The following is a 21,865-nucleotide window of genomic DNA, read 5'->3' on the forward strand; positions in this document are numbered from 1 at the left end:
TGTTCCTCCTGGGGCGCGGCTAAAGCTCATCGCGCGCGGCAAGCGGCGGCGGGTTCGCGACCACGCCGGCGCGCTGCATATTCGTTGGGCACCGGCTGCCGCAGCGATGACGCTGCGCAACAGCCGGGACGCGAACGCCACGTTACGGATTGGCGGGCGCGTGCTGCGTCCGTTACTGGACGAAGGCGCCGATCGTGAAGTACGGCGAGGCCGCGTTGGTCAGATCGAGGTAGCCGAACACACCACCCGTGAAGATCATCTTTCCGGTCGGCGTGGTGCCGGTGGAAGCGCCCACTTTCGTCGTCGTCACCACGCCCGGCACGGCTTGCGTGAAGTCGAGATTCAGCGCCGTCGCGAGCGATGCCTGCGAGGCGTTGAACGGATCGAGCAGCGTGGCCTCGGTGCCTTCGAGCGCGGTGGTGCGGTAGTCGAACTGGCTATCCACGCCGATGTACTCCCCGTTCTGCGAGTTCACCGTGATCGCGCTTTGCGGCGCCAGAATCGAGATGCCCGATTCGTCGTCGGCGTACGGGCCGAGCGCGCCGTTTTGCGGCACCGTCACCGACGAGTTCGCCGCGCCCGTTCGCACCAGGATCGGCACGAGCTGGTTGCGCAGCTTGCCGACGATCATGTAGCCGCGCGCTTCCGGAGTCGCCGCGAGCGTCGGTTTAGCCTGGCCCCGGAAGTTGTTGGTCTGGAACGCGCCGCTGCCGTCCGCCGCCGGCGCGAAGTTGCCGCCTGGCTGCTGACATTTGCCGGCGTTGACGCCGGAGTTGTCGCACTCGGTCCACGTGCCGTCCGCGTTGATCGTGATCTTCGAATCGACCGCGACCGGCGCGAAGTTTTGCGACGGCACTTGGTGATAGCCAAGCTGGTTGTATGTGCCGGCCACGTTCACGAGATTCGTTTCAATCGACGAGAAGCCGATGAACGGGTAGTACGGGAACTTGGTATCCGGCACGGCGCCCACGCCGAGAATGCCGCCGAACGAAATCTCGGCGCCCGGGATCGTGCCGCCCGCCACGCCTTCGCCGACGAAAATCCGCGCCGGACGATTCGGATCGAGACTCGCGCCGTTCAGGCGGAACGCGCACTGGTTCAGCTTGTTGGTCGGCAGGAGAGTTTCCTGAGTCAGCGTGCCGCTGGCGGACTGGCCCGCGCGTGTCGGAACGACGGTGCCGGTGGTCGCCGGGATCGGCGACTCGATGTAGTTGACCTGCCAGGTCATCTTGGTCGTATCGAGTTGCAGCTTGACCAGTTCGCCGTCACCGCCGCCGCCCGTGAACACCGTGCTGTAGTCCAGCGACGCCGGACACAGCCGGACTTCCGTCACCGGTCCGTCGCCTCCGCCGCCACCACCGCACGCCCCCAGCAACGGTGCAGCAAGAGCGAGCACCGAAAGGATTCTCCAATTCATACCGCCTCCAGAATTTTCTCGTTGTGTGTGGCCGGCTCCCAGTCCCGCCACCTATTTGCTATTTGTCTCTCGTACTGCCCACTGCCGGTCCGCTGTGGCTTGCTTGCGTCGCTTACTTCGCGATTTACTTGCTGATCTGCGCTCCGATGCCGAAGTAAGGCGCGCTCGAAGCCGTGCTGCTCAGTTGCGACGTCGGTGCTACGCCGCCGTTGACGGTCCCTTGAATCTCGATCGCGTACAGGCCGCCCGAGGCGATCGCGAGTCCTTGTTGACCGTTGGCCTGCCGGACACCGACCAGTCCCGGGCTCGGCAAACCGTAGCCGAGGCCGAAGCCGTCTTCGCCTGCGGAAGTCGACGGATTGATGAAGGTGCCGACGCCGCCCTGGATCAACGCCGCGGTGTACTTGAAGTTGGAGTCGGCACCGACGTAGCCGCCGTCGAAGCCGCCGGAAGCAAGCGGTGTGGCGGCGGCAAGCATGGCGATACCGGATTCGTCGTCGACCTTGGCGTCGAGGTGCAGCGGGGCGGTGCCCAGGTTCACGGAGCCCGTGCGGATCACGAGCGGCACCGTGGCGCCGTTGATCTGGCCGAGAATCATGTGCGCCGACGCGGACACGCCGCTCGGCTGATTCAGCGGCGGCAGCTTGAGCTGGGTGCCGATCTGCGGCGCGTTATGGCTGTCGAAGTAGCCGCTGCTATTGGCGGTCCATGCCGTGCCTGTCGTCAGGCAACCGCTCGAACTCGGCGTAAAGGCCGCGTTCGCCGGATTGGAGCCCGTGCAGTTGCCGGCCGCGTCGAAGGTTTCGACCGTGTTGGTGGCGGTCGCCGCGTACGAGCCCGACGGCACCAGGTGATACAGCAGACCGTTGTAGGTGCCGGCCAGCTTGGTGACGTCGTTCGTCGTGCTGGCGAAGCCGAGGAACGGGTAGAAGTCGAAGTGCCGGTTAGGGACTGCGCCGACATGATCGATGATGCCAGGAATGATGGTCAGTCCGTCGTACTCGACGGTCGCGCCCGGAATGCCGCCGCCGGCCACGCCCTGGCCGACGAGGATCATCGGCGGGTTCGGGTTGTTGACGAAGTCGGGCGTCGTGTAGGTCGTGCCGTTGGCGGGCGCGGTGCCAGTTCCTTTGCCGAGAATGAATGCGCAACGCGTTTGCTCCGCGGTCGGCAGCGTGCCGGTCGGCGGATGAATTACCGCGCCGGTGATCTGAGTGCCTTCGCGCGTGATCGTGACGTCGGCGCTGGTCAGCGGGATCGGCGACTTGAGCCACTTCAGCGTGTACGTCATCGCCGTTGCGTCGATGTTCAGTTGCACCACTTCGCCGCTACCTGCGCCACCCAGGAAGGTGCTCTTGACGATGTCGGCCGTTGCCGGGCACAACGCCGCTGCGCCGGCGCCCGAAGCGGGCGGACCTTGCACGCCGCAGCTCGCGCCCGAACATTGCGGTGCGTTGATCGCGCCTGGATTGTCGGCCTTGCCGCCGCCGCAAGCGATCAGGAATGGGGCCGTGGCAATGGCCAGCGCGAGGCCTCGAGTAATGGCGTGCGACATGCAGCTGTCTCCCTTCATGTAATTGTGCGAGCTAATTTCGCTGCGCGGATAATGGCTGTCAATTGAATGAGCCGTCTAAAAAGACCGATTCAAACAGCGCATTTTTTGCCGCACGCGCACTGCATGGACATCTGTGGGCCTTTTAAACAAAAAAGGATTTTTCGCCTGGAGGCCAGCAACGTTGCTTCGTCGCACTCCCTTGCCAGGTAAGCCTTCGAGCAAAATGGCTCTATCATCTGCGAACGACCGTTCGCGAAAAAATCCGGAGTTTCCCTAGGCGGAAAACTGTGCGCTATGCGTCGATATCAGGAATGAATTACCGGCGATTTGTCGGCTAGTCCGATTTTGATTTTTTAAGAAATACGGGCTACTACTGATTAATCGCGGAAAGGGAATTTTGAGTGGCGCGCATTTAAAACAAAAAGGCCGGTCTTTTGCAGACCGGCCTTTCAATTGATTGACGGCGAATTACCGTCCGCAATTGCGAGCTGGATTAGCGTTTCAAACCGCTTTCCTCAGCGGCGCCGATCGCGAGGTTCATGCACTGGATCGCCGCGCCCGACGCGCCCTTGCCCAGGTTGTCCAGACGCGCGACGGTCACGAAGCGTTCTTCGTTGCCGAATACGAACAGGTCGACCCGGTTCGTGTCGTTGTTCGCCTGCACGTCGAAGAAGCCGCTGTCCAGGTTCGCTTCGGCGTCGAACGGTGCGACGTTCACGAACGCCTCGCCCGCGTAGTACTCGGCGAACAGCGCCTGCACGTCTTGCGGCGAGGCTTTCTTCGCCAGCTGGTTCGGCGAGAAGAAGGTGGTGACCGCCAGCCCCTTATAGAAGTCGCCGACGATCGGCGTAAAGATCGGCGCCGACTTCAGGCCGGTATGCGCAGCCATTTCCGGCAGATGCTTATGCGTGAGACCGAGCGCGTACGGACGCGGGCTCTTGAGCTTGTCGTTGCCGCCGGCTTCGTAGTCGGCAATCATTTTCTTGCCGCCGCCGCTGTAGCCGGTGATCGAGTAAGCATGCGCGGCGAACTCGGGCGCCACCACGCCGGCTTCGACCAGCGGACGCATGGCGAGCACGAAGGCCGACGCATGGCAGCCCGGCACGGCAATGCGTTTCGCCGTACGCAGACGCTCGCGTTGCGAGCGGGCCAGTTCGGGCAGGCCGTAAGCCCAGTCCGCGGACGTGCGGAACGCGGTGCTGGCATCGATCAGCACGGTGCGATCGTTCTCGACCAGCGAAGCGGATTCGCGCGAGGCGACATCCGGCAGGCACAGGAACGTGACGTCCGACGCGTTGATGAGACGACGGCGCTCTTCGAGGTCTTTGCGCTTCGCTTCTTCGATACGCAGGATCTCTACGTCGGCGCGTTGCGACAGGTATTCAAAAATCTTCAGGCCGGTCGTGCCTTCCTGTCCGTCGACAAAAACTTTCGTGCTCATCTCGCTCTCACTGGCTTGCTGGAAACGGGGCGCGACACCGCGCCGGAACGTCATTTTAAGACGTGACGGCGCCGGGCGTGCAAAAGGGGTGAAAAAACGACGATGCGCGCCGAACATGACATCGGCGTGACCCGTTGTGAGGCAGATGCAAGCCGATGCCGGCCGGATCGCGGCAGTCCGCGCGTCAGCGGGCCCCGGCGATCCAGCGCGCCGTGACCGCGGCTACGCGTGCGCCGAACATCCGCGCTGTTTCCAGATCGCCGGAGGGCGGTGCTTCTTCCGGTGACGCGTCGGCCGGTGATTGCGTGAGCAGGCCGGTCGAGCCGCCCACATAGTTCAGGTCGTTGCGGGTCGCCGCCTTGGTGTTGGACGGCATCATGCCGGTGCCCGCCCAGATCATGCCGTGCTGCATGGCCAGCGTGACGAAATACTGGATCGTCGAGAACTTGTCGCCGTTCATGGTCGCGGAGTTGGTGAAGCCGGCCGCGATCTTGTCTTTCCACGCCTGCTCGAGCCACGGCTTCGAGCTTGCATCGGCGAATTTCTTGAAGTCGGCGGAGGGGCCGCCCATGTAGGTCGGCGCACCGAAGATGATGGCGTCGGCCGCGGCCAGTTCGGCCCACGCTGCATCGTCGATCTCGCCGACCGGCATCAGTTTCGCGTCAGCGCCGGCTTCGAGGGCGCCCGCCAGCACGGACTCGGCGGCTTTCTTCGTGTGGCCGTAGCCGCTGTGATAAACGATGACGATCTTCGACATGAGACGCTCCAGCAAAGTGAAAAGACGGTGGGTCGGGCACGGCAGTGGTGCGCAACTGCAGCGGCGCGCCGGGGTTGAGCAAGTCGCACGCGGCCACGCCGCACATTAGCGTGCGCGGATGACAGAATTTCCGCACGGGCGGCAATCCGACGCAATCCGTACGCCAGCTGCAGCGGCGCGGTTTGCACGCGACCCGCTGTGCCACGACGCGCGAAATTAGCGCCCGTAATTGACCACCATCCTCGCAAAGCCGAGCGTGGCGGTGCCGATCTCATGATCGAACATCAGCGCGGGACGGCCTTGCGCAAGGCGCAGGTCGACGGTGCTGAGCGCATAAACGGTGATGATGTAGCGATGCGGTTTGCCGGGCGGCGGACAGGGACCGCCATAGCCGTCGGTATCGAAGTCGTTGCGCGCTTCGACCGCACCGAGTTTGCTGAGGAAGCCAGAAGAACTCGCATTCTCCGGCAAGCTGGTGACAGTCGCCGGAATGCCGGCCACCGACCAGTGCCACCAGCCGCGGCCCGGCGCATCCTGATCGAACATGGTGACGGCGAAGCCGCGCGTGCCGGGCGGCGCGTCGTGCCAGGAAAGTTGCGGTGAGCGGTTGCCGCCTTTGCAGTCGTCCCGATTGAAAACCTGAGCCTCCGCCACGGTGCCGCCCGCGCCGAAGCTGGCGCTCGTCAGCGCAAACGCGCCTTCGGCAAGAGCATGAGGCCCGTGCGCGGCCAGTAGCGCGAGGCCCAGCATGGCGCAGGGGAACGACGGTAGACGGCGGAACGGCGAAGCAATCGAAACAACCAGGCAACGCGAGCGCATGTGCCGGTTCTCCTGTGAGGGCGCGAGGCGGTTGTCCTCGCGATGGTTATTGTCCCTATTTTGTGCCTCAAGGTCGATCCAAGTCTAACATTAGCTCTACGACGCATCATTGTTGCGGTACGCTGGAATTTGCAGACCACAATCGGCTATAGTCGGAGGAATTTTCCGCGCGGAGACAGCCCGCGCCTTCATCCGTTTCAGAAGTAAGAATACATAAGACATGTCGGAAGTTTTGCAGAGTGGTGTATCTGTCGAGGGGAGGGCAATGCAAGATCCAGTCAGGGTCGTGGTGGCTGACGACCATCCGGTTATTCTGTTCGGCGCCGAGCAGGCTTTGCTCAAGTTTCCCGGTTTGCAGGTCGTGGCGCGTGCGCGACAGTCCACCGAATTGATCAAAGTGCTGCAAACCATTGCCTGCGACGTGCTCGTCACGGATCTGGCAATGCCAGGCGGTCAATACGGCGACGGTTTGCCGCTGATCGGCTACCTGCGCCGCAATTTCCCCAAGCTTCCCATCGTCGTCCTGACGATGCTCGAGAACGCAGCGTTGCTCAAGCGGCTGAGCGAACTTGGCGTGACATCCGTCGTCAACAAGTCGGACGATCTCAGCCATATTGGGCTCGCGGTGCAGCACGTCAGTCGCAACCTCGAATATATGAGCCCGTCGGTGAAGGCGTCGCTAGATGCGTTGCGCATGAATGCCGGCGGTAAGAACGACGAAGTAATGCTGTCGAAGCGCGAGCTGGAAGTGGTGCGCCTGTTCGTGTCGGGCATGACGATCAAGGAGATCTCGGAGCACCTCAACCGCAGCATCAAGACCATCAGCACGCAGAAGAACACCGCCATGCGCAAGCTCGGCATCGAACGGGATTCCGAGTTGTTCCAGTACGCGCAGAGCAATGGCTTGCTGAACCTGTCGTCGCATTCAACCGAAGACGGTAGCGGAGCGTCTTAAGGTCGCACGCAAGGCTTAGGGCAAAAATAGAAAAGGGCGACTGTCGATAAGACAGTCGCCCTTTTTATTCGAACCGCGCGAGGCGGCGAGCCTTATTGCGGCGTCGAGGTTGCGCCGCCGTGCGCCGCCGACCATTCAGCCGGCGCGTGCAGGAATTTTTCCACTTCGTCGAGCGTCTTGGTGTCGAAGTACTTGTTTTCCTTCGCGACGCGCAACACGTCCCACCACGTGGCAAGCGCGTGCAGATCGACGTCGATGTCTTTCAGCACCGACACGCTTTCCTTGAAGATGTTGTAGTGGAACAGCACGAAGCAGTGGTTCACCGTGGCGCCGGCGGTGCGCAGCGCGTTGATGAAGTTGATCTTGCTGCGGCTGTCCGTGGTCAGGTCTTCGACCAGCAGCACGCGTTGACCTTCGGTCAGCAGGCCTTCGATCTGCGCGTTACGGCCGAAACCCTTCGGCTTCTTGCGCACGTATTGCATCGGCACCATCAGGCGATCGGAGAGCCATGCCGCGAATGGGATGCCGGCGGTTTCGCCACCGGCGACGGCGTCGATCTGCTCATAGCCGACGTCGCGCAGAATCGTGGTCTCGGCCATTTCCATCAGGCCGCGGCGCACGCGCGGATACGAGATCAGCTTGCGGCAGTCGATATAAACCGGGCTCGCCCAGCCGGACGTGAAAATGTACGGTTTCTCCGCGTTGAAGTGCACGGCTTGCACTTCGAGCAGCATTTTGGCGGTCGTGTCGGAGATCGTCTGGCGATCGAAGCCTGTCATGGGCGGATCCTTGGGTGTGAGCGGGGAGAAGCGGGCGCGGGGCCCGGTGGCGCAGCAAGCGTGGTATTCCGCGCCATGTTGGGCGGAATACGCGGCCGGTCAGTGGAGTGCAGGCCGGTTTTTGCTGCGCGCGTAGGCCGACATTTTACCCGAAACGGGCTCTTCCGAGGAGGCCGTCGTGCGTTGCCGCGGCGAATGACGGTCATAACGGACGCACCGGGCGAGCTTGCCGAACATTGAAGGACGGCGCCGGACGAGTGCTTTTTGGTTCGCTTGTGGGCCGTGGGGGGCGCCTTTACACTCACGCGAATTTCTCGGGCGCTTGCCGCCGTTGCCGCCCATTCGACTACGGAATGCTTTCAATGAACGTCGCTCCCTCCGCCACCGACTCCCGCGCATCCGTGAGAAATGGCTATGCCGGCCGCGCGTTGATCGCCTCGGTGCTCGGCTACGCGATGGACGGCTTTGATCTGCTGATCCTCGGCTTCATGCTGCCGGTGATTGCCGCCGATTTGCATCTGAGCTCCACGCAGGCCGGTTCGCTCGTCACCTGGACGCTCATCGGCGCGGTAGCGGGCGGGTTGATCTTCGGCGTGCTGAGCGACTATTTCGGCCGCGTGCGCATGCTGACGTGGACGATCCTGATCTTCGCCGTATTCACCGGATTGTGCGCGCTCGCGCAAGGCTATGCCGATCTGCTGGCCTACCGGACCATTGCCGGAATCGGGCTCGGTGGCGAGTTCGGCATCGGCATGACGCTGGTGGCCGAAGCGTGGCCGGCAGCGCAGCGGGCGCGCGTGTCGTCGTATGTCGGCTTGGGATGGCAGCTCGGCGTGTTGGCGGCGGCATTGCTGACGCCGCTGCTGTTGCCGGTGATCGGCTGGCGCGGCATGTTCGCGCTCGGGCTGTTGCCGGCGGTGGTGTCGTTCTTCGTGCGGCGCCGCGTCGAAGAACCGGCGCTCTTTACCGAGCGCGTGGCGCGCGGCATGCGCAAGCCGCCGCTTAAATTATTGGTGGCGGACGGCCGCACCACGCGGGCAAGCATCGGCGTGGCGATTCTCTGTTCGGTCCAGAACTTCGGCTACTACGGTTTGATGATCTGGCTGCCGAGCTATCTGTCGAAAACTTTCGGCTATTCGCTGACCAAATCCGGACTGTGGACCGCCGCGACGATTCTGGGCATGGCGTGCGGCATCTGGCTGTTCGGCATCGCCGCCGACCGCTTCGGCCGCAAGCCGACTTTTCTGTTCTATCAGGCGGGCGCGGTGGTGATGGTGTTCGTCTACGCTCACTTGAGTACACCGATGGCATTGCTGATTGGCGGCGCGGCGATGGGCGTGTTCGTCAACGGCATGATTGGCGGTTACGGCGCGCTGATCTCCGAGCTTTACCCGACCGATGCGCGCGCCACTGCGCAGAACGTGCTGTTCAACGCCGGCCGCGCGGTGGGCGGTTTCGGACCGGTGGTGGTGGGCGCTTTGGCCGCGCGCTATTCGTTCGGTGCAGCGCTCGCTTTGCTCGCGTCGATCTACCTGCTCGACATCTTCGCGACACTTTTCCTGATTCCCGAACGACGCGGCGCCGAGCTCGAGTGAGTGCGAACCGCCTGTCCGTGACCTGCGGATGACAAGCCGCAAGAAGCCCGTCGAATGCGGCGCCGCAGCAATGCACACGCCTGTTTCGCCGATGGTGAGCATGGTTAACCAGTCAGTGCATCGTCTCATTCGGGGTGTACACTAACCGACCCGCGAAGCACTCCGCATCGTCCTGTCCTCCGGCGAGGTTCGACGCGGCGCCCAACCGGCGCAAGCGAAAACCGCCTCAATCGATTATCCATTCGATAGATGCACGCGACGCCGACGGTGCGGTGTGCCGGGCCCAATTACTTACGTCTCGCAGGCCAAAAAATGGACGAACAACTTAAGCAAAGCGCTCTCGCATACCACCAGAATCCGAAACCCGGCAAGATTTCGGTCACGCCCACCAAGCCGCTATCGAACCAGCTCGATCTGTCGCTGGCGTACTCGCCGGGCGTCGCCGCGGCCTGTATGGCGATCTATGATGAGCCGCTCGACGCGCAGAAGTACACCTCGCGCGGCAACCTCGTCGGCGTGATCACGAATGGCACGGCCGTGCTTGGTCTCGGCAACATCGGACCGCTCGCCGCGAAGCCGGTGATGGAAGGCAAGGGTTGTCTCTTCAAGAAGTTCGCGGGCATCGACGTGTTCGACATCGAACTCGCCGAGTCCGATCCCGACAAGCTGGTCGAAGCGATCGCAATGCTCGAGCCGACGCTCGGCGGCATCAACCTCGAAGACATCAAGGCGCCCGAGTGCTTCTACATCGAGAAGAAGCTGCGCGAACGCATGAAGATTCCGGTCTTCCACGACGATCAGCACGGCACCGCGATTATCGCTTCCGCGGCCATCCTGAACGGCCTGAAAGTGGTCGGCAAGAAGCTCGACGAAGTCAAGCTGGTGTGTTCGGGCGCGGGCGCTGCGGCAATCGCCTGTCTGGACCTGCTGGTGAATCTGGGCCTGTCGAAGAAGAACGTTCTCGTCACCGACTCCAAGGGCGTGATCTACGAAGGCCGCGGCAACCTGGATCCGTCGAAGGAACGCTACGCGGCGAACACCGAGGCACGTACGCTCGCTGACGCGATCCGCGGCGCGGATGTGTTCCTCGGCTGCTCGAGCGCCGGCGTGCTGAAGCCGGAGATGGTCGCCGAAATGGGCACGCAGCCGCTGATCCTCGCGCTGGCCAATCCGGAACCGGAAATCCGCCCGGAAGACGCCAAGAAGGTTCGCCCGGACTGCATCATCGCGACTGGCCGTTCGGATTATCCGAACCAGGTCAACAACGTGCTGTGCTTCCCGTTCATCTTCCGCGGCGCGCTGGATGTCGGCGCGACCACGATCACGGAAGAAATGAAGCTCGCCTGCGTGCGCGCGATTGCCGAACTGGCTGAAGAAACCGATCAGGGCGATGAAGTCGCGAAGGCGTACGAAGGCCACTCGCTGGAATTCGGTCCCGACTATCTGATTCCGAAGCCGTTCGATCCGCGTCTGATCATCAAGATCGCGCCGGCTGTCGCGCAAGCCGCGATGGATTCGGGCGTGGCGACCCGTCCGATCAAAGACATGGACGCGTACCGCGAAGAACTCGGTACGACGGTGTATCGCACGGGCATGGTGATGCGTCCGGTGTTCGCGGCCGCGAAGTCGGAACCGGCGCGTATCGTGTTCGCGGAAGGTGAAGACGAGCGCGTGTTGCGCGCCGCGCAATTCGTGCTGCTGGAAAAGATCGCCAAGCCGATTCTCGTCGGCCGTCCGTCGGTGATCGAGATGCGTCTGAAAAAGATGGGCTCGAAACTCAAGTGCGGCGAGGACTTCGAAATCGTCGATCCGGAAGACGATCCGCGCTATCAGAAATCCTGGCAGGCTTACCACGAACTTGGCGCGCGCGAAGGCGTGACGCCGGACGTGGCGAAGGCCGCAATGCGCAAGTTCAACACGTTGATCGGCGCGATTCTCGTGCGCCTTGGCGAAGCTGACGGCATGATCTGCGGCATGATTGGCCAGTATCACGCGCATCTGAAGTTCATCGAGCAGGTGCTGGGCAAGGCGGACAACGTGCAGAACTTCGCTGCCATGAACCTGCTGATGCTGCCGGGCCGCAATCTGTTCATCTGCGATACGTACGTGAACGAAACGCCGACCGCCGAGCAACTCGCCGATATGACGATGCTGGCTGCGGGCGAGATGGAGAAGTTCGGTATCACGCCGAAGGTGGCGTTGCTGTCGAACTCGAACTTCGGCAGCGCGCCGTCGTCGTCGTCGCAACGCATGGCAGCGGCTCGCAAGCTGATTGTCGAACGTGCGCCCTCGCTCGAGATCGATGGTGAGATGCATGGCGATGCCGCGCTGTCGGAAGTGGTGCGCAAGGCTGCGTTCCCGGGCACGACGCTGACCGGCGAAGCCAACCTGCTGATCATGCCGAATGTCGAAGCGGCGAACATCACGTACAACCTGCTGAAGATGATCGGCGGCGAAGGCGTGACGGTCGGTCCGTTCCTGCTGGGCGCGGAAAAGCCGGTGCACATCCTGACGCCGGCTGCGACCGTGCGTCGGATCATCAACATGACGGCAGTGGCTTCGGCCAACGCACGCAAGGCAGTGAACGCGAAGTAATGCGGATGCTTTGAGAATCGGAGCGGCGCCTCGTTGAGGCGCGCGCGACGAGTCCGCGAAAAAAGCCACGGATGTCGTTTCCGTGGCTTTTTTATTGGCGCGCTGTCGTTCCAACAGCGTCACGCGCCGCGTTTCACAGCGCAGCACGTAAAAAAGGCGACTGTCCGGGAGGACAGCCGCCTTTTTGTCTCAGACCGGCGAGCCGGTCAAGCCACTACGATCACGCCGCGTGTTGCGTCTTGCCGGCGTCGGGCGAACGCCACCGCGCGAACAACTCGTTCCATTTGACGCGCACGCCCTTCAGGTTATTTTCCTTCACGTGACCATAGCCGCGAATGCCGTCCGGCAGATTCGCCAGTTCGACGGCTAACTCGCGCTTCTGCGCAGTGAGGCCGGCGATCAGTTCGCGCACCAGCGCTTCATACTCGCCGATCAACGCACGTTCAGTGCGGCGCTCTTCCGTCTTGCCGAACACATCGAGCGCGGTGCCGCGGAGGAACTTCAAGCGTGCCAGCACGTGCATCGCGCTGAAAACCCAAGGACCGTACTTCTTCTTCACCAGATGACCCTTGGCGTCTTTCTTCGAGAACGTCGGCGGCGCGAGGTGAATGTGCAGCTTCCAGTCGCCTTCGAAATTCGCCTTCAGCTTTTCGATGAACGCCGGATCGCTGTAGAGACGCGCGACTTCGTACTCGTCCTTGTAGGCCATCAGCTTGTGCAGGTTCTTCGCGACCGCTTCGGTCAACGGCAACTGGCCGTCGATCGAATCGAGCGCCGATTCCGCCGCACGCACTTGCGACACCAGCGCGCGATAACGGTCGGCATACGCGCTGTTCTGCCACGCGGTCAGGTACTCGGCACGTTTGTCGATCAGCGTGTCGAGCGCCTTCGGCGTATGCAGCGAGATGATCTTGCTGCTCGTCGTTTCCGCCGCGGCTCCGCGCCCTTGCGATTGCGCGAGCTTGCGCAGGCCGGCCAGATCGTGCGCGGCACGGCGGCCCCACTCGAACGCCGCACGGTTCTTCTCGACCTGCACGTTGTTCAACTCGATGGCGCGCATCAGCGACTGATACATGAGCGGCACCCAGCCGCGTTGCCATGCATAGCCGAGCACGAACGGGTTCGTATAGATCGCGTCGCCGAGCAGCGCGACCGCGAAGTGATTCGCGTCGACCGTATCGACACCGTCGTCGCCGGCGGCGGCGCGCACGTCGGCTTCCGTGCTGCTGCCCGGGAAGCGCCAGTTCGGGTTCTTGATGAGTTCAGCGGTCGGTGTATGCGCGCTGTTCAACACGACGCGCGTGCGGCCCGCCTGCATACGCGACACGCATTCATCGCTGGCCGTGACGATCGCATCGCAGCCGATCACGAGACTCGCTTCGCCCATGGCGATACGGGTCGCGTGAATGTCGGCCGGATTCTTCGCGATCTGCACGTGGCTCATCACGGCGCCGCCTTTCTGCGCGAGGCCGGTGACGTCGAGCACGGTAACGCCCTTGTTCTCCAGATGCGCGGCCATGCCGAGCAGCGCGCCAATCGTCACGACACCCGTGCCACCGACGCCCGTGACCAGCACGCCGTACGGCCTCTCCATGGACGGCAGGTCGGGTTCCGGCACCGGCGGCATCGCATCGCCGGCGAGACCGGAAGCGGCCTTCGGCTTGCGCAACTGACCGCCTTCAACCGAGACGAAGCTCGGGCAGAAGCCGTTCACGCACGAGAAGTCCTTGTTGCAGGTGGACTGATTGATCTGGCGCTTCGTGCCGTACTCGGTATCGAGCGGCTCGACCGACAGGCAGTTCGACTTCACCGAGCAATCGCCGCAGCCTTCGCACACGGCCTCGTTGATCACGACGCGGCGTGCCGGGTCCGGATACGTGCCGCGTTTCCTGCGGCGGCGTTTCTCCGTCGCGCAGGTCTGGTCGTAAATCAGGATCGTCGTGCCGGACACTTCGCGCAGCGCGCGCTGTACCTCGTCGAGCTTGTCGCGATGATGAATGTCGATGGCCGGTGCGAGGCCGACATTCGCCGAGTACTTCTCCGGCTCGTCGGTGACGATCACGATTTTTGTCGCGCCTTCGGCGGCGAGTTGATGTGTGATCTGCGGCACGGTCAGCACGCCGTCGACCGGCTGGCCGCCGGTCATGGCGACCGCGTCGTTATAGAGAATCTTGTAGGTGATGTTGGCCTTCGACGCGATCGCCGCGCGAATCGCCAGCAGCCCGGAGTGGAAGTAGGTGCCGTCGCCGAGATTGGCGAACACGTGCTTGTCGTTGCTGAACGGCGCCTGCCCGATCCACGCGACGCCTTCGCCGCCCATCTGGCTGAACGTGCTGGTGCTGCGGTCCATCCACACCGTCATGTAATGGCAGCCGATGCCGGCCATCGCACGCGAGCCTTCCGGCACGTTGGTCGACGTGTTGTGCGGACAGCCCGAGCAGAACCACGGCTTGCGTTCGGCTTCGACGCGCGACCGCGCTAGCGCTTTTTCCTTCGCTTCGATCACCGCGATGCGCGTGGCGATGCGGGCGCGCACATCGGACGGCAAGTCGAACTTGTCGAGCCGCGTGGCGATCGCCTTTGCGATGATCGCCGGCGAAAGTTCGTAGTGCGCAGGCAGCAGCCAGTTGCCCATCGGCACAGACCATTCGCCGCCCGCACCGTCTTTCTCGTCGAACTTGCCGAACACACGCGGACGTTGCGCGTCGGGCCAGTTGTACAGTTCTTCCTTGATCGCGTATTCGAGAATCTGGCGCTTTTCCTCGACCACCAGAATTTCGTCGAGGCCGCGCGCGAACGCCTGCGCGCCTTGCGCTTCGAGCGGCCACACGCAGCCGACCTTATACAGACGGATGCCGATGCGGGAACAGGTTTCGTCATCGAGACCGAGGTCGGTCAGCGCCTGACGCACGTCGAGATACGCCTTGCCGCCGGTCATGATGCCGAAGCGCGCATGCGGCGAATCGATTTCGACGCGGTCGAGTTTGTTGGCCCGCACGTAGGCGAGCGCCGCATACCATTTGTAGTCGAGCAGACGCGCTTCCTGCACCAGCGGCGGATCCGGCCAGCGGATATTCAGGCCGCCCTCGGGCATCGCGAAGTCTTCCGGCAGGATGATCTTCGTGCGATGCGGGTCGATGTCGACCGAGGCCGACGACTCGACCACATCGGTCACGCATTTCATGGCAACCCACAGACCGGAATAGCGGCTCATCGCCCAGCCGTGCAGACCGAAGTCGAGATACTCCTGGACGTTCGACGGGAACAGAACCGGCAGGCCGCAAGCCTTGAAAATGTGTTCGGACTGGTGCGCGAGTGTGGACGATTTCGCGGCGTGGTCGTCGCCGGCAAGGACGAGAACGCCGCCGTTGCGCGCCGAACCGGCCGAGTTGCCATGCTTGAAGACGTCGCCGGAACGGTCGACACCTGGGCCTTTGCCGTACCACATCGAGAACACGCCGTCGTATTTGGCGCTCGGGTACAGATTGACTTGCTGCGAACCCCAAACGGCGGTAGCCGCGAGATCTTCGTTGACGCCTGGCTGGAACACGACCTGATGCGCGGCGAGATGCTGTTTCGCCTTCCACAGGGATTGGTCGAGTCCGCCGAGTGGCGATCCACGGTAGCCGGAGATGAAGCCGGCGGTGTTGAGCCCGGCGGCCCGGTCGCGTTCCTGCTGCAGCATCGGCAGACGCACTAGCGCCTGGATACCGCTCATGTACGCGCGGCCGCGTTCGAGGGTGTATTTGTCGTCGAGCGTGACGGAAGATAGCGCGGCTTCGAGCGAGGCTCGCTGACCTGCGTCTAGCGGGGCGTTCATTATGTGTACTCCTCCAACCAGTTTGGGATCACCAAAACTTTTTTGGGCCGCGGCATCTTGTGAATGCGTAGGGCCGGGGCCGTCATATTGACGTGTTTTAAGTGATGGTAGCACTGGTGAAAACCCGCCGCAGCCTAGGAGGAACGAGGCTTCCGCTTTTGTCGCGAATGTCGGCAGGCATGCGGCGCTTCTCGCCGCACACCGCTCGGGCTACAGCCTGTAACAAGCTGTAAAAACTACAAATCTGCGGAACCGCGCTCGAAATGTCTGTCTAACCCCCACCTGTGAGCAATGTCCGCGCAACGCTCCGCATTCGGCGGAGCTTCACGACAACAGGGCAGTTAGAAAAGGAGTACGCATGAACACTAGAAACATCCAGACCTTCCTGATGGTCTCGGCAGCATTTTTCGCCATGAGCGCACCGGTGCGCTCGAACTCGGGCAGTGCAGGGGCGCTGTCGAACGCGGTAATCCGCACGGCGCAGGTCGCGCCGGCACGCATTGCCATGAACCGCGTCACGCGACCCGTTAAGTCCGACGAGGAAGACCAGAATTCGTGATGCGCCGCGCATGCGGCGTGTCGGTTGAATAACCTGCCGTTGTCCGACCAAGGTTTCGCTTGAGACAACGGCGCCATGAAAAAGGGCGAGGATCGTGAGATCTTCGCCCTTTCCATTTGGATCTATACAGCCGCTCTCGTGAAGCGGCGCAAGCCGTCAGACTTTGTCTTGCACCACACCACGGCGAATCTGATCCAGTTCGATCGATTCGAACAGTGCCTTGAAGTTGCCCTCGCCGAAGCCCTGATTGCCCTTGCGCTGAATGATCTCGAAGAAGATCGGGCCGATCTGGTTTTCGGTGAAAATCTGCAGCAGCAGATCTTCGGGCGCGCCGTCGATCAGAATTTTGCGTTTGCGCAGTTCGTCGAGCGGCTCGCCGTGATTCGGCACGCGGCGATCGACCAGCTCGTAATACGTGTCGATCGTGTCGAGCAGCGAGATATTCGATGCGCGCAAGCCGTCCACCGTGCGGTAGATGTCGTTGCTGCCCAGGGCAATGTGCTGAATGCCTTCGCCGTGATACGCGTCGAGATATTCCTGAATCTGGCCAGCGGTTTCCGAACCTTCTTCATTGATCGGGATGCGGATCTTGCCGCACGGCGAGGTCATCGCCTTCGACTTCACGCCCGTCACCTTGCCTTCGATGTCGAAATAACGCACTTCGCGGAAGTTGAACAGACGCTCGTAGAATTCCGCCCATTCCTGCATCCGGCCGCGATGCACGTTGTGCGTCAGGTGGTCGATGTAGGTTAGGCCGTGGCCGACCGGGTTCGGATTCGCGCCGGGAATGGGTTCAAAGTCGACATCGTAAATGTCGATGTTGCCGATGCTGTTCGGCTCTGCACCGTTCTTGCCGCGCCACCGATCGACGAAATAGATCAGCGAGTCGCCAATACCCTTGATCGCCGGAATGTTCAATTCCATCGGGCCGGTTTTGTTGTCGAAGCCCCAAGCGCCTTTTTCCAGCGCTTCCTCGTACGCCTTGGCGGCGTCCTGAACGCGGAAAGCAATCGCGCAGATCGAAGGGCCGTGCAAACGCGTGAAGCGTTGCGCGAACGAATCCGGTTCGCCATTGACGATGAAGTTGATTTCCCCCTGGCGGTACAGCGTCACGTCCTTATGACGATGCCGGGCCACGGCGGTAAAGCCCATCTGTTCGAACAGCTTGCCGAGCGCCTTCGGATCCGGCGCGGTGTATTCGATGAACTCGAAGCCGTCGGTGCCGAGCGGATTGTCCCAAGTTGAAACCTGCATTGTCTGTCTCCTGATAGGCGCGAGCCGGTGGGCGATTGCGCGACTGAATGAAGCCAGTGTAAAGGCCTGTCTGCGGCGTAAACTTGCGAACTTAATCGCGCGTCGCTACGCTGACGCTAGTTTCTAGCTCAACATTTCGAATGGACGGCAGAAAATGGCCAATATAGAGATAGACGCCATCGACAGGCGAATTCTGGCGATTCTTCAGGAGAACGGCCGGCTGTCGAATCAGGAGATCGCCGAGCGCATCAATCTTTCGCCGAGTCCGTGTCTTCGGCGTATCCGTCGGCTGGAAGAGAGCGGCGTGATCCGCGGCTATGTGGCGCTGCTCGATGCGCAACAGCTTGGGCTCGATTTGCTTGCCTATGTGAATGTGCGGCTCGAAAAGCGCGGCGGTCCGGCGCTCAGTTCGCGTGGCGACGCCACGCATGCGGATCTGTTTCGCGCGGCGGTGCAAACGTGGCCGGAAGTGGTGGCATGCCACGCAATGACCGGCGAAATGGATTATTTGCTGCGCGTCCAGGTCAAAGACATGGCGCACTTTTCACGCTTCGTGCAGGACCAGTTGCTACATCATCCGTCGGTGATCGACGTGAAATCGAGCTTCTCGCTGGAAAAGTTTAAGGAGACGACCGCGCTGCCGATCTTGTGAGGCGAGCGTCGGGGGCGAGGCGAAAGGCAAACAAAAAGGGCAGCCATTGGGCTGCCCTTTTTGTTTGCCGAAGCTCAGTGCTCTCAGGCTGCGACAGCCGTCGGCATGAACGATTCGAACAGCTTCGACGCCTGACGCGCTTGCCGCTTGAGCGCATAGTCGAACACGGCGGCCTGTTCCTGCAGCATTTCCGTGATGATGCTCGACTGATCCGCCGGCGCCAGCGTGAGGTAAGCGTCTGCCTCGCCGTACGCGTATTCGATCTTCATGCCTGCCTTCTTCGCGATATGCATCATGGTCGAATTGCGCGACAGACAGTGCATATACAGCATGGTGACGTGCGTATTGCGGCTGCGAATGGCGGCACGCTCGAAGAGCTTCGAGCCGATGCCCTGGCCGCGGACGCTTTCCAGCACGGACACGCCGAACTCGGCCGTACGCTTGTCGCCTTCGGCGGGCAGGTAAGCCAGGTGGCCAACGCCGGTCAACTGCAATTGATCGTTGAAGACGCCGAAGACGGTGTCGCGCTTGAAGTCGATCGCGCGAACATAGTTTTCGATCACGTGGTCCGGCACGATCTGGCCGAAGCGCAGGAGTCGGTCGTCTTCGTCGAGCGCCAGAAAGTGGGTGAGCAGGCGTTCGCGGTCGACTATAGTGAGCTCGCGGACCAGAGCAGGCGCACGACCGGCTGGCTGCATCAAACGATCGTGCGCGACGATCGGCTCAGCGGCGCGGGGTGTAGTCAAGTTCATGGTCGGGTTCTCCTTTTGGTCGAGCGGCGTGGTGCACCGCAAAAGCAATTTTAGCGGAGATCGACGCTGTGCACTAGGGAAAACCCGTATCAATATTTGAAGAGGTTGCCTTAAAAGTTTGCGCCCTATTTCTATCTCATTGATTTTAAATCATAAATAAATGAGACGAGCGTTCGTAACACGATGTCGCACATCGGTCACTTTCAGCCATTATTTCGTATGAATATTGTTGCGGTGCGGAATCAAGCCGGGTTTGAGCCCAATCCGTGGTCCACCATGCCGACCACTTGTTCGGCAAATTCACCGTAACCCATCCGGCCGTCCGGCTTCAGCCAGGTGAAGGTCCAGTTGATCATGCCGAACACCATCATGGTGAGCGCGGTCTGGTTGTCGCGCGTGGCGCGCTCCGGATAGGCGCGAGCCAACTGCCGCGCAAAAGCGGCCACCACGTCGCGCTGGCGGTTCAGGATCACTTCGCGCTGGGTATCGACCAGATACTTCACGTCGTTCAACAGCGCGACGTGCCGGCTGTGCGACGTCTCATACTCCGACAGAAACGCCCGGATCAGCTCGGCGAAGGTTTCCCGCTCCGATAACCCGCGCCGCTGACTCGCGCCCTCCACCTCCGCGATGATCAGCATCAGCCGCTTGGTGTAACGGTCCAGCAGATCGAACAGGATCGCTTCCTTGCTCGCGTAGTAGTGGTAGAGGCGCGCTTTCGAGGTGCCGCTCGCGGCGGCGAGGTCGGCCATCGAGGTGCTGGGATAGCTGGTCTGGGCGAACTTCGCCGCGGCGAGTTCGAGAATCTGTTCGCGCTGGGTTTCGTGGTCGGGCGCTCGGGTGCGGGCCATAGTCGTCTGTTCTATTAATGTGGACAGGGGGCGAACGCTGCGCACAATTCGAGCGCGCGCCAGGCGCTCGCGTCGCCGCGCAGCTTGATACGCCGGGTTGCGGCTAGTTCACGGAAGCGCCACAGCACAACGGTGTCGCTGACCAGGAAGCCGAGCTCAGCGACCATTAATTCGGCGGCAACGCGCGCGGCGGGCTGCCAGTGTTCAGTCACTTGCTCGAGAATCAGCGCGTCGAGTTCCGCGAAGCTACCGCTCGTAAAAGTATTGTCGCGCCAGCGCCGCGTTTCGCCGTTCGCGTGTTTGACTTCCTGCCATTCGAGCGCGAGGCGGCTGATGCGCAGCACGGAAATCGGCGCGGCGTCCGGCAGACGGGATTGCAGAACGGCCGGCGCGAACATGCCGACCGACGTCGCGCGGTCTTTCCGGCTATGCGCCCACGCGCCCGGATCGGTGAGATCGCGAATCGACAGACGCACTTCGTTCAGACGCTGCGGGTTGTTGCGCAGGTGATAGCAGACGCGGCGCAGCATCAATTGATCCGATGCGCTTTCGCCGTGCCAGACCACCAGGTTCGCTTCGCCGCGCGCGACATTCTCCAGCGCCGCGGCCTGCTCGCGGAATTCCCGCAGGAAATCGCGCTTCGTGTCGGCGCTCATGCGATCCCAGAAGTCCGCGCGCACGTCGGGCGCGTCGTCGATGCCGCGCAGCGGGCCGACCGCGAGATCGTCGCGCAGTGCGTGCACGCGCTCGTCGCGGCCCGCATCGCGCAATGCGGTGCGCAGTGACTCGGCGGCGACATCGCCGTTGGTGAGATGGATCGTGCTCATCGGCAGTGGCGTAGGGCGGTTGACAACATTAGGGGCCGCTCACCGACCGGAACAGGTGTCCGGTCGCGAGCGGCCCCTAGTGTAAGCGGATCGCGCACCTGCTGAAAGCGCGACGGGCGTCTTGCGGGCCCGCCTGTCGCACACGGCTCAACGTTCGTCGTAGCTCACCACCACGCGGTCGCTGATCGGATGGCATTGGCACGTCAACACAAAACCGTCGCGGATTTCGTGTTCTTCGAGCGTGTAGTTCTTTTCCATCTTCACTTCGCCTTCCAGCACCTTCGCGCGACAGGTGCAGCAGACGCCGCCCTTGCACGCGTAAGGCAGCGCGAGACCGGCGCGCAGGCCGACGTCGAGCACGCTCACGCCCTGATACGGCAGGCGCAGCTTGCGGCGTTTCCCGTCGAGGACGATTTCGAGGTCGGCAGCCGGCGTATCTTCGGTGATTTCGACCGGCGGCACGCCCGCTTGCGGCAGCGGCGAACCGAAGCGCTCCACGTGCACCTTTTCCGATGGCACGCCGGCGGCTTTCAGCGCGGCTTCGGCGGCGTCCATCATCGGAGCGGGGCCGCAGATGAAGGCTTCGTCGATCGCGTCGGCCGGCAACAGATTCTCGATGAAGGCAGCGCACTTATCCTGATCGAGCACGCCGTTGAACAACTCGACGTCCTGCAGATCGTCGGACAGCACGTGATAGAGCACGAAGCGGTTCATGAAGCGGTTCTTCAGATCCTCGAGTTCTTCCGCGAACATGATCTGATCGACGCTACGGTTGCCGTACACGAGCGTGAAGGTGCTGCGCGGTTCGACTTCGAGCGTCGTCTTGATGATGGCCAGCACCGGCGTGATGCCCGAACCGCCCGAGAACGCCAGATATTGCTGACCCTGATCGGCGTTCAGATGGGTGAAGAAGCGCCCGTCCGGCGTCATCACGTCGATCGTGTGGCCGGGCTGCAGCGTGTCGAAGGCAAAGTTCGAGAAACGTCCGCCGCGTACGCGCTTGATGCCGATGCGCAGTTCGCCGTCGCGGTCGTAATCGGTGACGCCGACGCAGATCGAATACGAACGGCGCGTTTCCTCACCGTCGATATGCGTCTTCAGCGTGACGAACTGGCCTTGCGTGAAACGATAGTGGTCGCGCAGTTCAGCGGGGACTTCGAAGGCGACCGAAACCGAATCGGCGGTTTCAGGCCGCACTTCGCGGATACGCAGCGGGTGAAATTGCGGAGTGGCCATA

At 62.2% G+C, this 21,865-nt stretch carries 17 protein-coding genes; 5 read left to right on the top strand and 12 right to left on the bottom strand.

Going from position 1 to position 21,865, the window contains the following annotated elements; translation table 11 throughout:
- Positions 1 to 172: 172 nt before the first annotated feature.
- From B0G75_RS09430 to B0G75_RS09450, 5 genes are all read right to left on the bottom strand, one after another.
- Positions 173 to 1,417 (bottom strand): DUF2957 domain-containing protein, encoded by a 1,245-nt coding sequence (locus B0G75_RS09430; protein ID WP_106303537.1) that lies wholly within the window; start codon positions 1,415 to 1,417, stop codon positions 173 to 175.
- A gap of 124 nt (positions 1,418 to 1,541) precedes the next feature.
- A complete protein-coding gene (locus tag B0G75_RS09435; RefSeq protein WP_106303540.1) occupies positions 1,542 to 2,972 on the bottom strand; it encodes a DUF2957 domain-containing protein in 1,431 nt (476 codons plus the stop codon).
- Positions 2,973 to 3,465: 493 nt separating this feature from the next.
- Entirely contained in the window at positions 3,466 to 4,413 is a 948-nt protein-coding gene (gene argC / locus B0G75_RS09440; protein WP_106303543.1) for an N-acetyl-gamma-glutamyl-phosphate reductase, read from the bottom strand.
- Positions 4,414 to 4,597: 184 nt separating this feature from the next.
- Entirely contained in the window at positions 4,598 to 5,170 is a 573-nt protein-coding gene (locus B0G75_RS09445; RefSeq protein WP_106303546.1) for a flavodoxin family protein, read from the bottom strand.
- Positions 5,171 to 5,386: 216 nt separating this feature from the next.
- Positions 5,387 to 5,989, bottom strand: coding sequence for a YbhB/YbcL family Raf kinase inhibitor-like protein (locus tag B0G75_RS09450; protein ID WP_106303549.1), 603 nt, complete (start codon positions 5,987 to 5,989; stop codon positions 5,387 to 5,389).
- A gap of 265 nt (positions 5,990 to 6,254) precedes the next feature.
- Here B0G75_RS09450 and B0G75_RS09455 point away from each other — a divergent pair, with 265 nt between their 5' ends.
- Positions 6,255 to 6,944, top strand: coding sequence for a response regulator (locus B0G75_RS09455; RefSeq protein WP_106303552.1), 690 nt, complete (start codon positions 6,255 to 6,257; stop codon positions 6,942 to 6,944).
- A 92-nt stretch (positions 6,945 to 7,036) separates the two neighbouring features.
- On the opposite strand, the gene B0G75_RS09460 is transcribed toward B0G75_RS09455, so the two are convergent.
- Positions 7,037 to 7,723, bottom strand: coding sequence for an orotate phosphoribosyltransferase (locus B0G75_RS09460; RefSeq protein ID WP_007179868.1), 687 nt, complete (start codon positions 7,721 to 7,723; stop codon positions 7,037 to 7,039).
- A 362-nt stretch (positions 7,724 to 8,085) separates the two neighbouring features.
- On the opposite strand from B0G75_RS09460, the gene B0G75_RS09465 reads away from it, so the two are divergent.
- Positions 8,086 to 9,318 carry an MFS transporter gene (locus B0G75_RS09465; RefSeq protein ID WP_106303555.1) on the top strand — a complete coding sequence of 411 codons (1,233 nt, stop codon included), beginning with the start codon at positions 8,086 to 8,088 and terminating at the stop codon, positions 9,316 to 9,318.
- A 312-nt stretch (positions 9,319 to 9,630) separates the two neighbouring features.
- Positions 9,631 to 11,913 carry an NADP-dependent malic enzyme gene (locus tag B0G75_RS09470; RefSeq protein WP_106303558.1) on the top strand — a complete coding sequence of 761 codons (2,283 nt, stop codon included), beginning with the start codon at positions 9,631 to 9,633 and terminating at the stop codon, positions 11,911 to 11,913.
- Positions 11,914 to 12,133: 220 nt separating this feature from the next.
- On the opposite strand, the gene B0G75_RS09475 is transcribed toward B0G75_RS09470, so the two are convergent.
- Positions 12,134 to 15,733 carry an indolepyruvate ferredoxin oxidoreductase family protein gene (locus B0G75_RS09475; RefSeq protein ID WP_106303561.1) on the bottom strand — a complete coding sequence of 1,200 codons (3,600 nt, stop codon included), beginning with the start codon at positions 15,731 to 15,733 and terminating at the stop codon, positions 12,134 to 12,136.
- 358 nt (positions 15,734 to 16,091) lie between these two features.
- Here B0G75_RS09475 and B0G75_RS09480 point away from each other — a divergent pair, with 358 nt between their 5' ends.
- Entirely contained in the window at positions 16,092 to 16,292 is a 201-nt protein-coding gene (locus tag B0G75_RS09480; RefSeq protein WP_106303564.1) for a hypothetical protein, read from the top strand.
- A gap of 156 nt (positions 16,293 to 16,448) precedes the next feature.
- Here the strand turns inward: B0G75_RS09480 and hppD are convergent, their stop codons facing one another.
- A complete protein-coding gene (gene hppD / locus B0G75_RS09485; RefSeq protein ID WP_106303567.1) occupies positions 16,449 to 17,546 on the bottom strand; it encodes a 4-hydroxyphenylpyruvate dioxygenase in 1,098 nt (365 codons plus the stop codon).
- Between the two features lie 154 nt (positions 17,547 to 17,700).
- On the opposite strand from hppD, the gene B0G75_RS09490 reads away from it, so the two are divergent.
- Entirely contained in the window at positions 17,701 to 18,198 is a 498-nt protein-coding gene (locus B0G75_RS09490) for an Lrp/AsnC family transcriptional regulator (RefSeq protein ID WP_106303570.1), read from the top strand.
- Between the two features lie 83 nt (positions 18,199 to 18,281).
- On the opposite strand, the gene B0G75_RS09495 is transcribed toward B0G75_RS09490, so the two are convergent.
- From B0G75_RS09495 to paaE, 4 genes are all read right to left on the bottom strand, one after another.
- Positions 18,282 to 18,950 carry a GNAT family N-acetyltransferase gene (locus B0G75_RS09495; RefSeq protein ID WP_106303572.1) on the bottom strand — a complete coding sequence of 223 codons (669 nt, stop codon included), beginning with the start codon at positions 18,948 to 18,950 and terminating at the stop codon, positions 18,282 to 18,284.
- 242 nt (positions 18,951 to 19,192) lie between these two features.
- Entirely contained in the window at positions 19,193 to 19,801 is a 609-nt protein-coding gene (locus tag B0G75_RS09500; RefSeq protein WP_106303575.1) for a TetR/AcrR family transcriptional regulator, read from the bottom strand.
- 14 nt (positions 19,802 to 19,815) lie between these two features.
- On the bottom strand, positions 19,816 to 20,628 hold the full coding sequence (locus tag B0G75_RS09505) for a DUF1835 domain-containing protein (protein ID WP_106303578.1): 813 nt from the start codon (positions 20,626 to 20,628) through the stop codon (positions 19,816 to 19,818).
- A 147-nt stretch (positions 20,629 to 20,775) separates the two neighbouring features.
- On the bottom strand, positions 20,776 to 21,864 hold the full coding sequence (paaE, locus tag B0G75_RS09510; RefSeq protein WP_012434585.1) for a 1,2-phenylacetyl-CoA epoxidase subunit PaaE: 1,089 nt from the start codon (positions 21,862 to 21,864) through the stop codon (positions 20,776 to 20,778).
- Between the last annotated feature and the right edge of the window lies 1 nt (position 21,865).

It is taken from the genome of Paraburkholderia sp. BL18I3N2 (assembly GCF_003001875.1).
Classification (GTDB): Bacteria; Pseudomonadota; Gammaproteobacteria; order Burkholderiales; family Burkholderiaceae; genus Paraburkholderia; species Paraburkholderia phytofirmans.

Coding starts and splice junctions, on each gene's coding strand:
- B0G75_RS09430 (WP_106303537.1), bottom strand. CDS start 1,417: ATGAATTGGAGAATCCTTTCGGTGCTCGCTCTTGCTGCACCGTTGCTG.
- B0G75_RS09435 (WP_106303540.1), bottom strand. CDS start 2,972: ATGTCGCACGCCATTACTCGAGGCCTCGCGCTGGCCATTGCCACGGCC.
- argC (WP_106303543.1), bottom strand. CDS start 4,413: ATGAGCACGAAAGTTTTTGTCGACGGACAGGAAGGCACGACCGGCCTG.
- B0G75_RS09445 (WP_106303546.1), bottom strand. CDS start 5,170: ATGTCGAAGATCGTCATCGTTTATCACAGCGGCTACGGCCACACGAAG.
- B0G75_RS09450 (WP_106303549.1), bottom strand. CDS start 5,989: ATGCGCTCGCGTTGCCTGGTTGTTTCGATTGCTTCGCCGTTCCGCCGT.
- B0G75_RS09455 (WP_106303552.1), top strand. CDS start 6,255: ATGCAAGATCCAGTCAGGGTCGTGGTGGCTGACGACCATCCGGTTATT.
- B0G75_RS09460 (WP_007179868.1), bottom strand. CDS start 7,723: ATGACAGGCTTCGATCGCCAGACGATCTCCGACACGACCGCCAAAATG.
- B0G75_RS09465 (WP_106303555.1), top strand. CDS start 8,086: ATGAACGTCGCTCCCTCCGCCACCGACTCCCGCGCATCCGTGAGAAAT.
- B0G75_RS09470 (WP_106303558.1), top strand. CDS start 9,631: ATGGACGAACAACTTAAGCAAAGCGCTCTCGCATACCACCAGAATCCG.
- B0G75_RS09475 (WP_106303561.1), bottom strand. CDS start 15,733: ATGAACGCCCCGCTAGACGCAGGTCAGCGAGCCTCGCTCGAAGCCGCG.
- B0G75_RS09480 (WP_106303564.1), top strand. CDS start 16,092: ATGAACACTAGAAACATCCAGACCTTCCTGATGGTCTCGGCAGCATTT.
- hppD (WP_106303567.1), bottom strand. CDS start 17,546: ATGCAGGTTTCAACTTGGGACAATCCGCTCGGCACCGACGGCTTCGAG.
- B0G75_RS09490 (WP_106303570.1), top strand. CDS start 17,701: ATGGCCAATATAGAGATAGACGCCATCGACAGGCGAATTCTGGCGATT.
- B0G75_RS09495 (WP_106303572.1), bottom strand. CDS start 18,950: ATGAACTTGACTACACCCCGCGCCGCTGAGCCGATCGTCGCGCACGAT.
- B0G75_RS09500 (WP_106303575.1), bottom strand. CDS start 19,801: ATGGCCCGCACCCGAGCGCCCGACCACGAAACCCAGCGCGAACAGATT.
- B0G75_RS09505 (WP_106303578.1), bottom strand. CDS start 20,628: ATGAGCACGATCCATCTCACCAACGGCGATGTCGCCGCCGAGTCACTG.
- paaE (WP_012434585.1), bottom strand. CDS start 21,864: ATGGCCACTCCGCAATTTCACCCGCTGCGTATCCGCGAAGTGCGGCCT.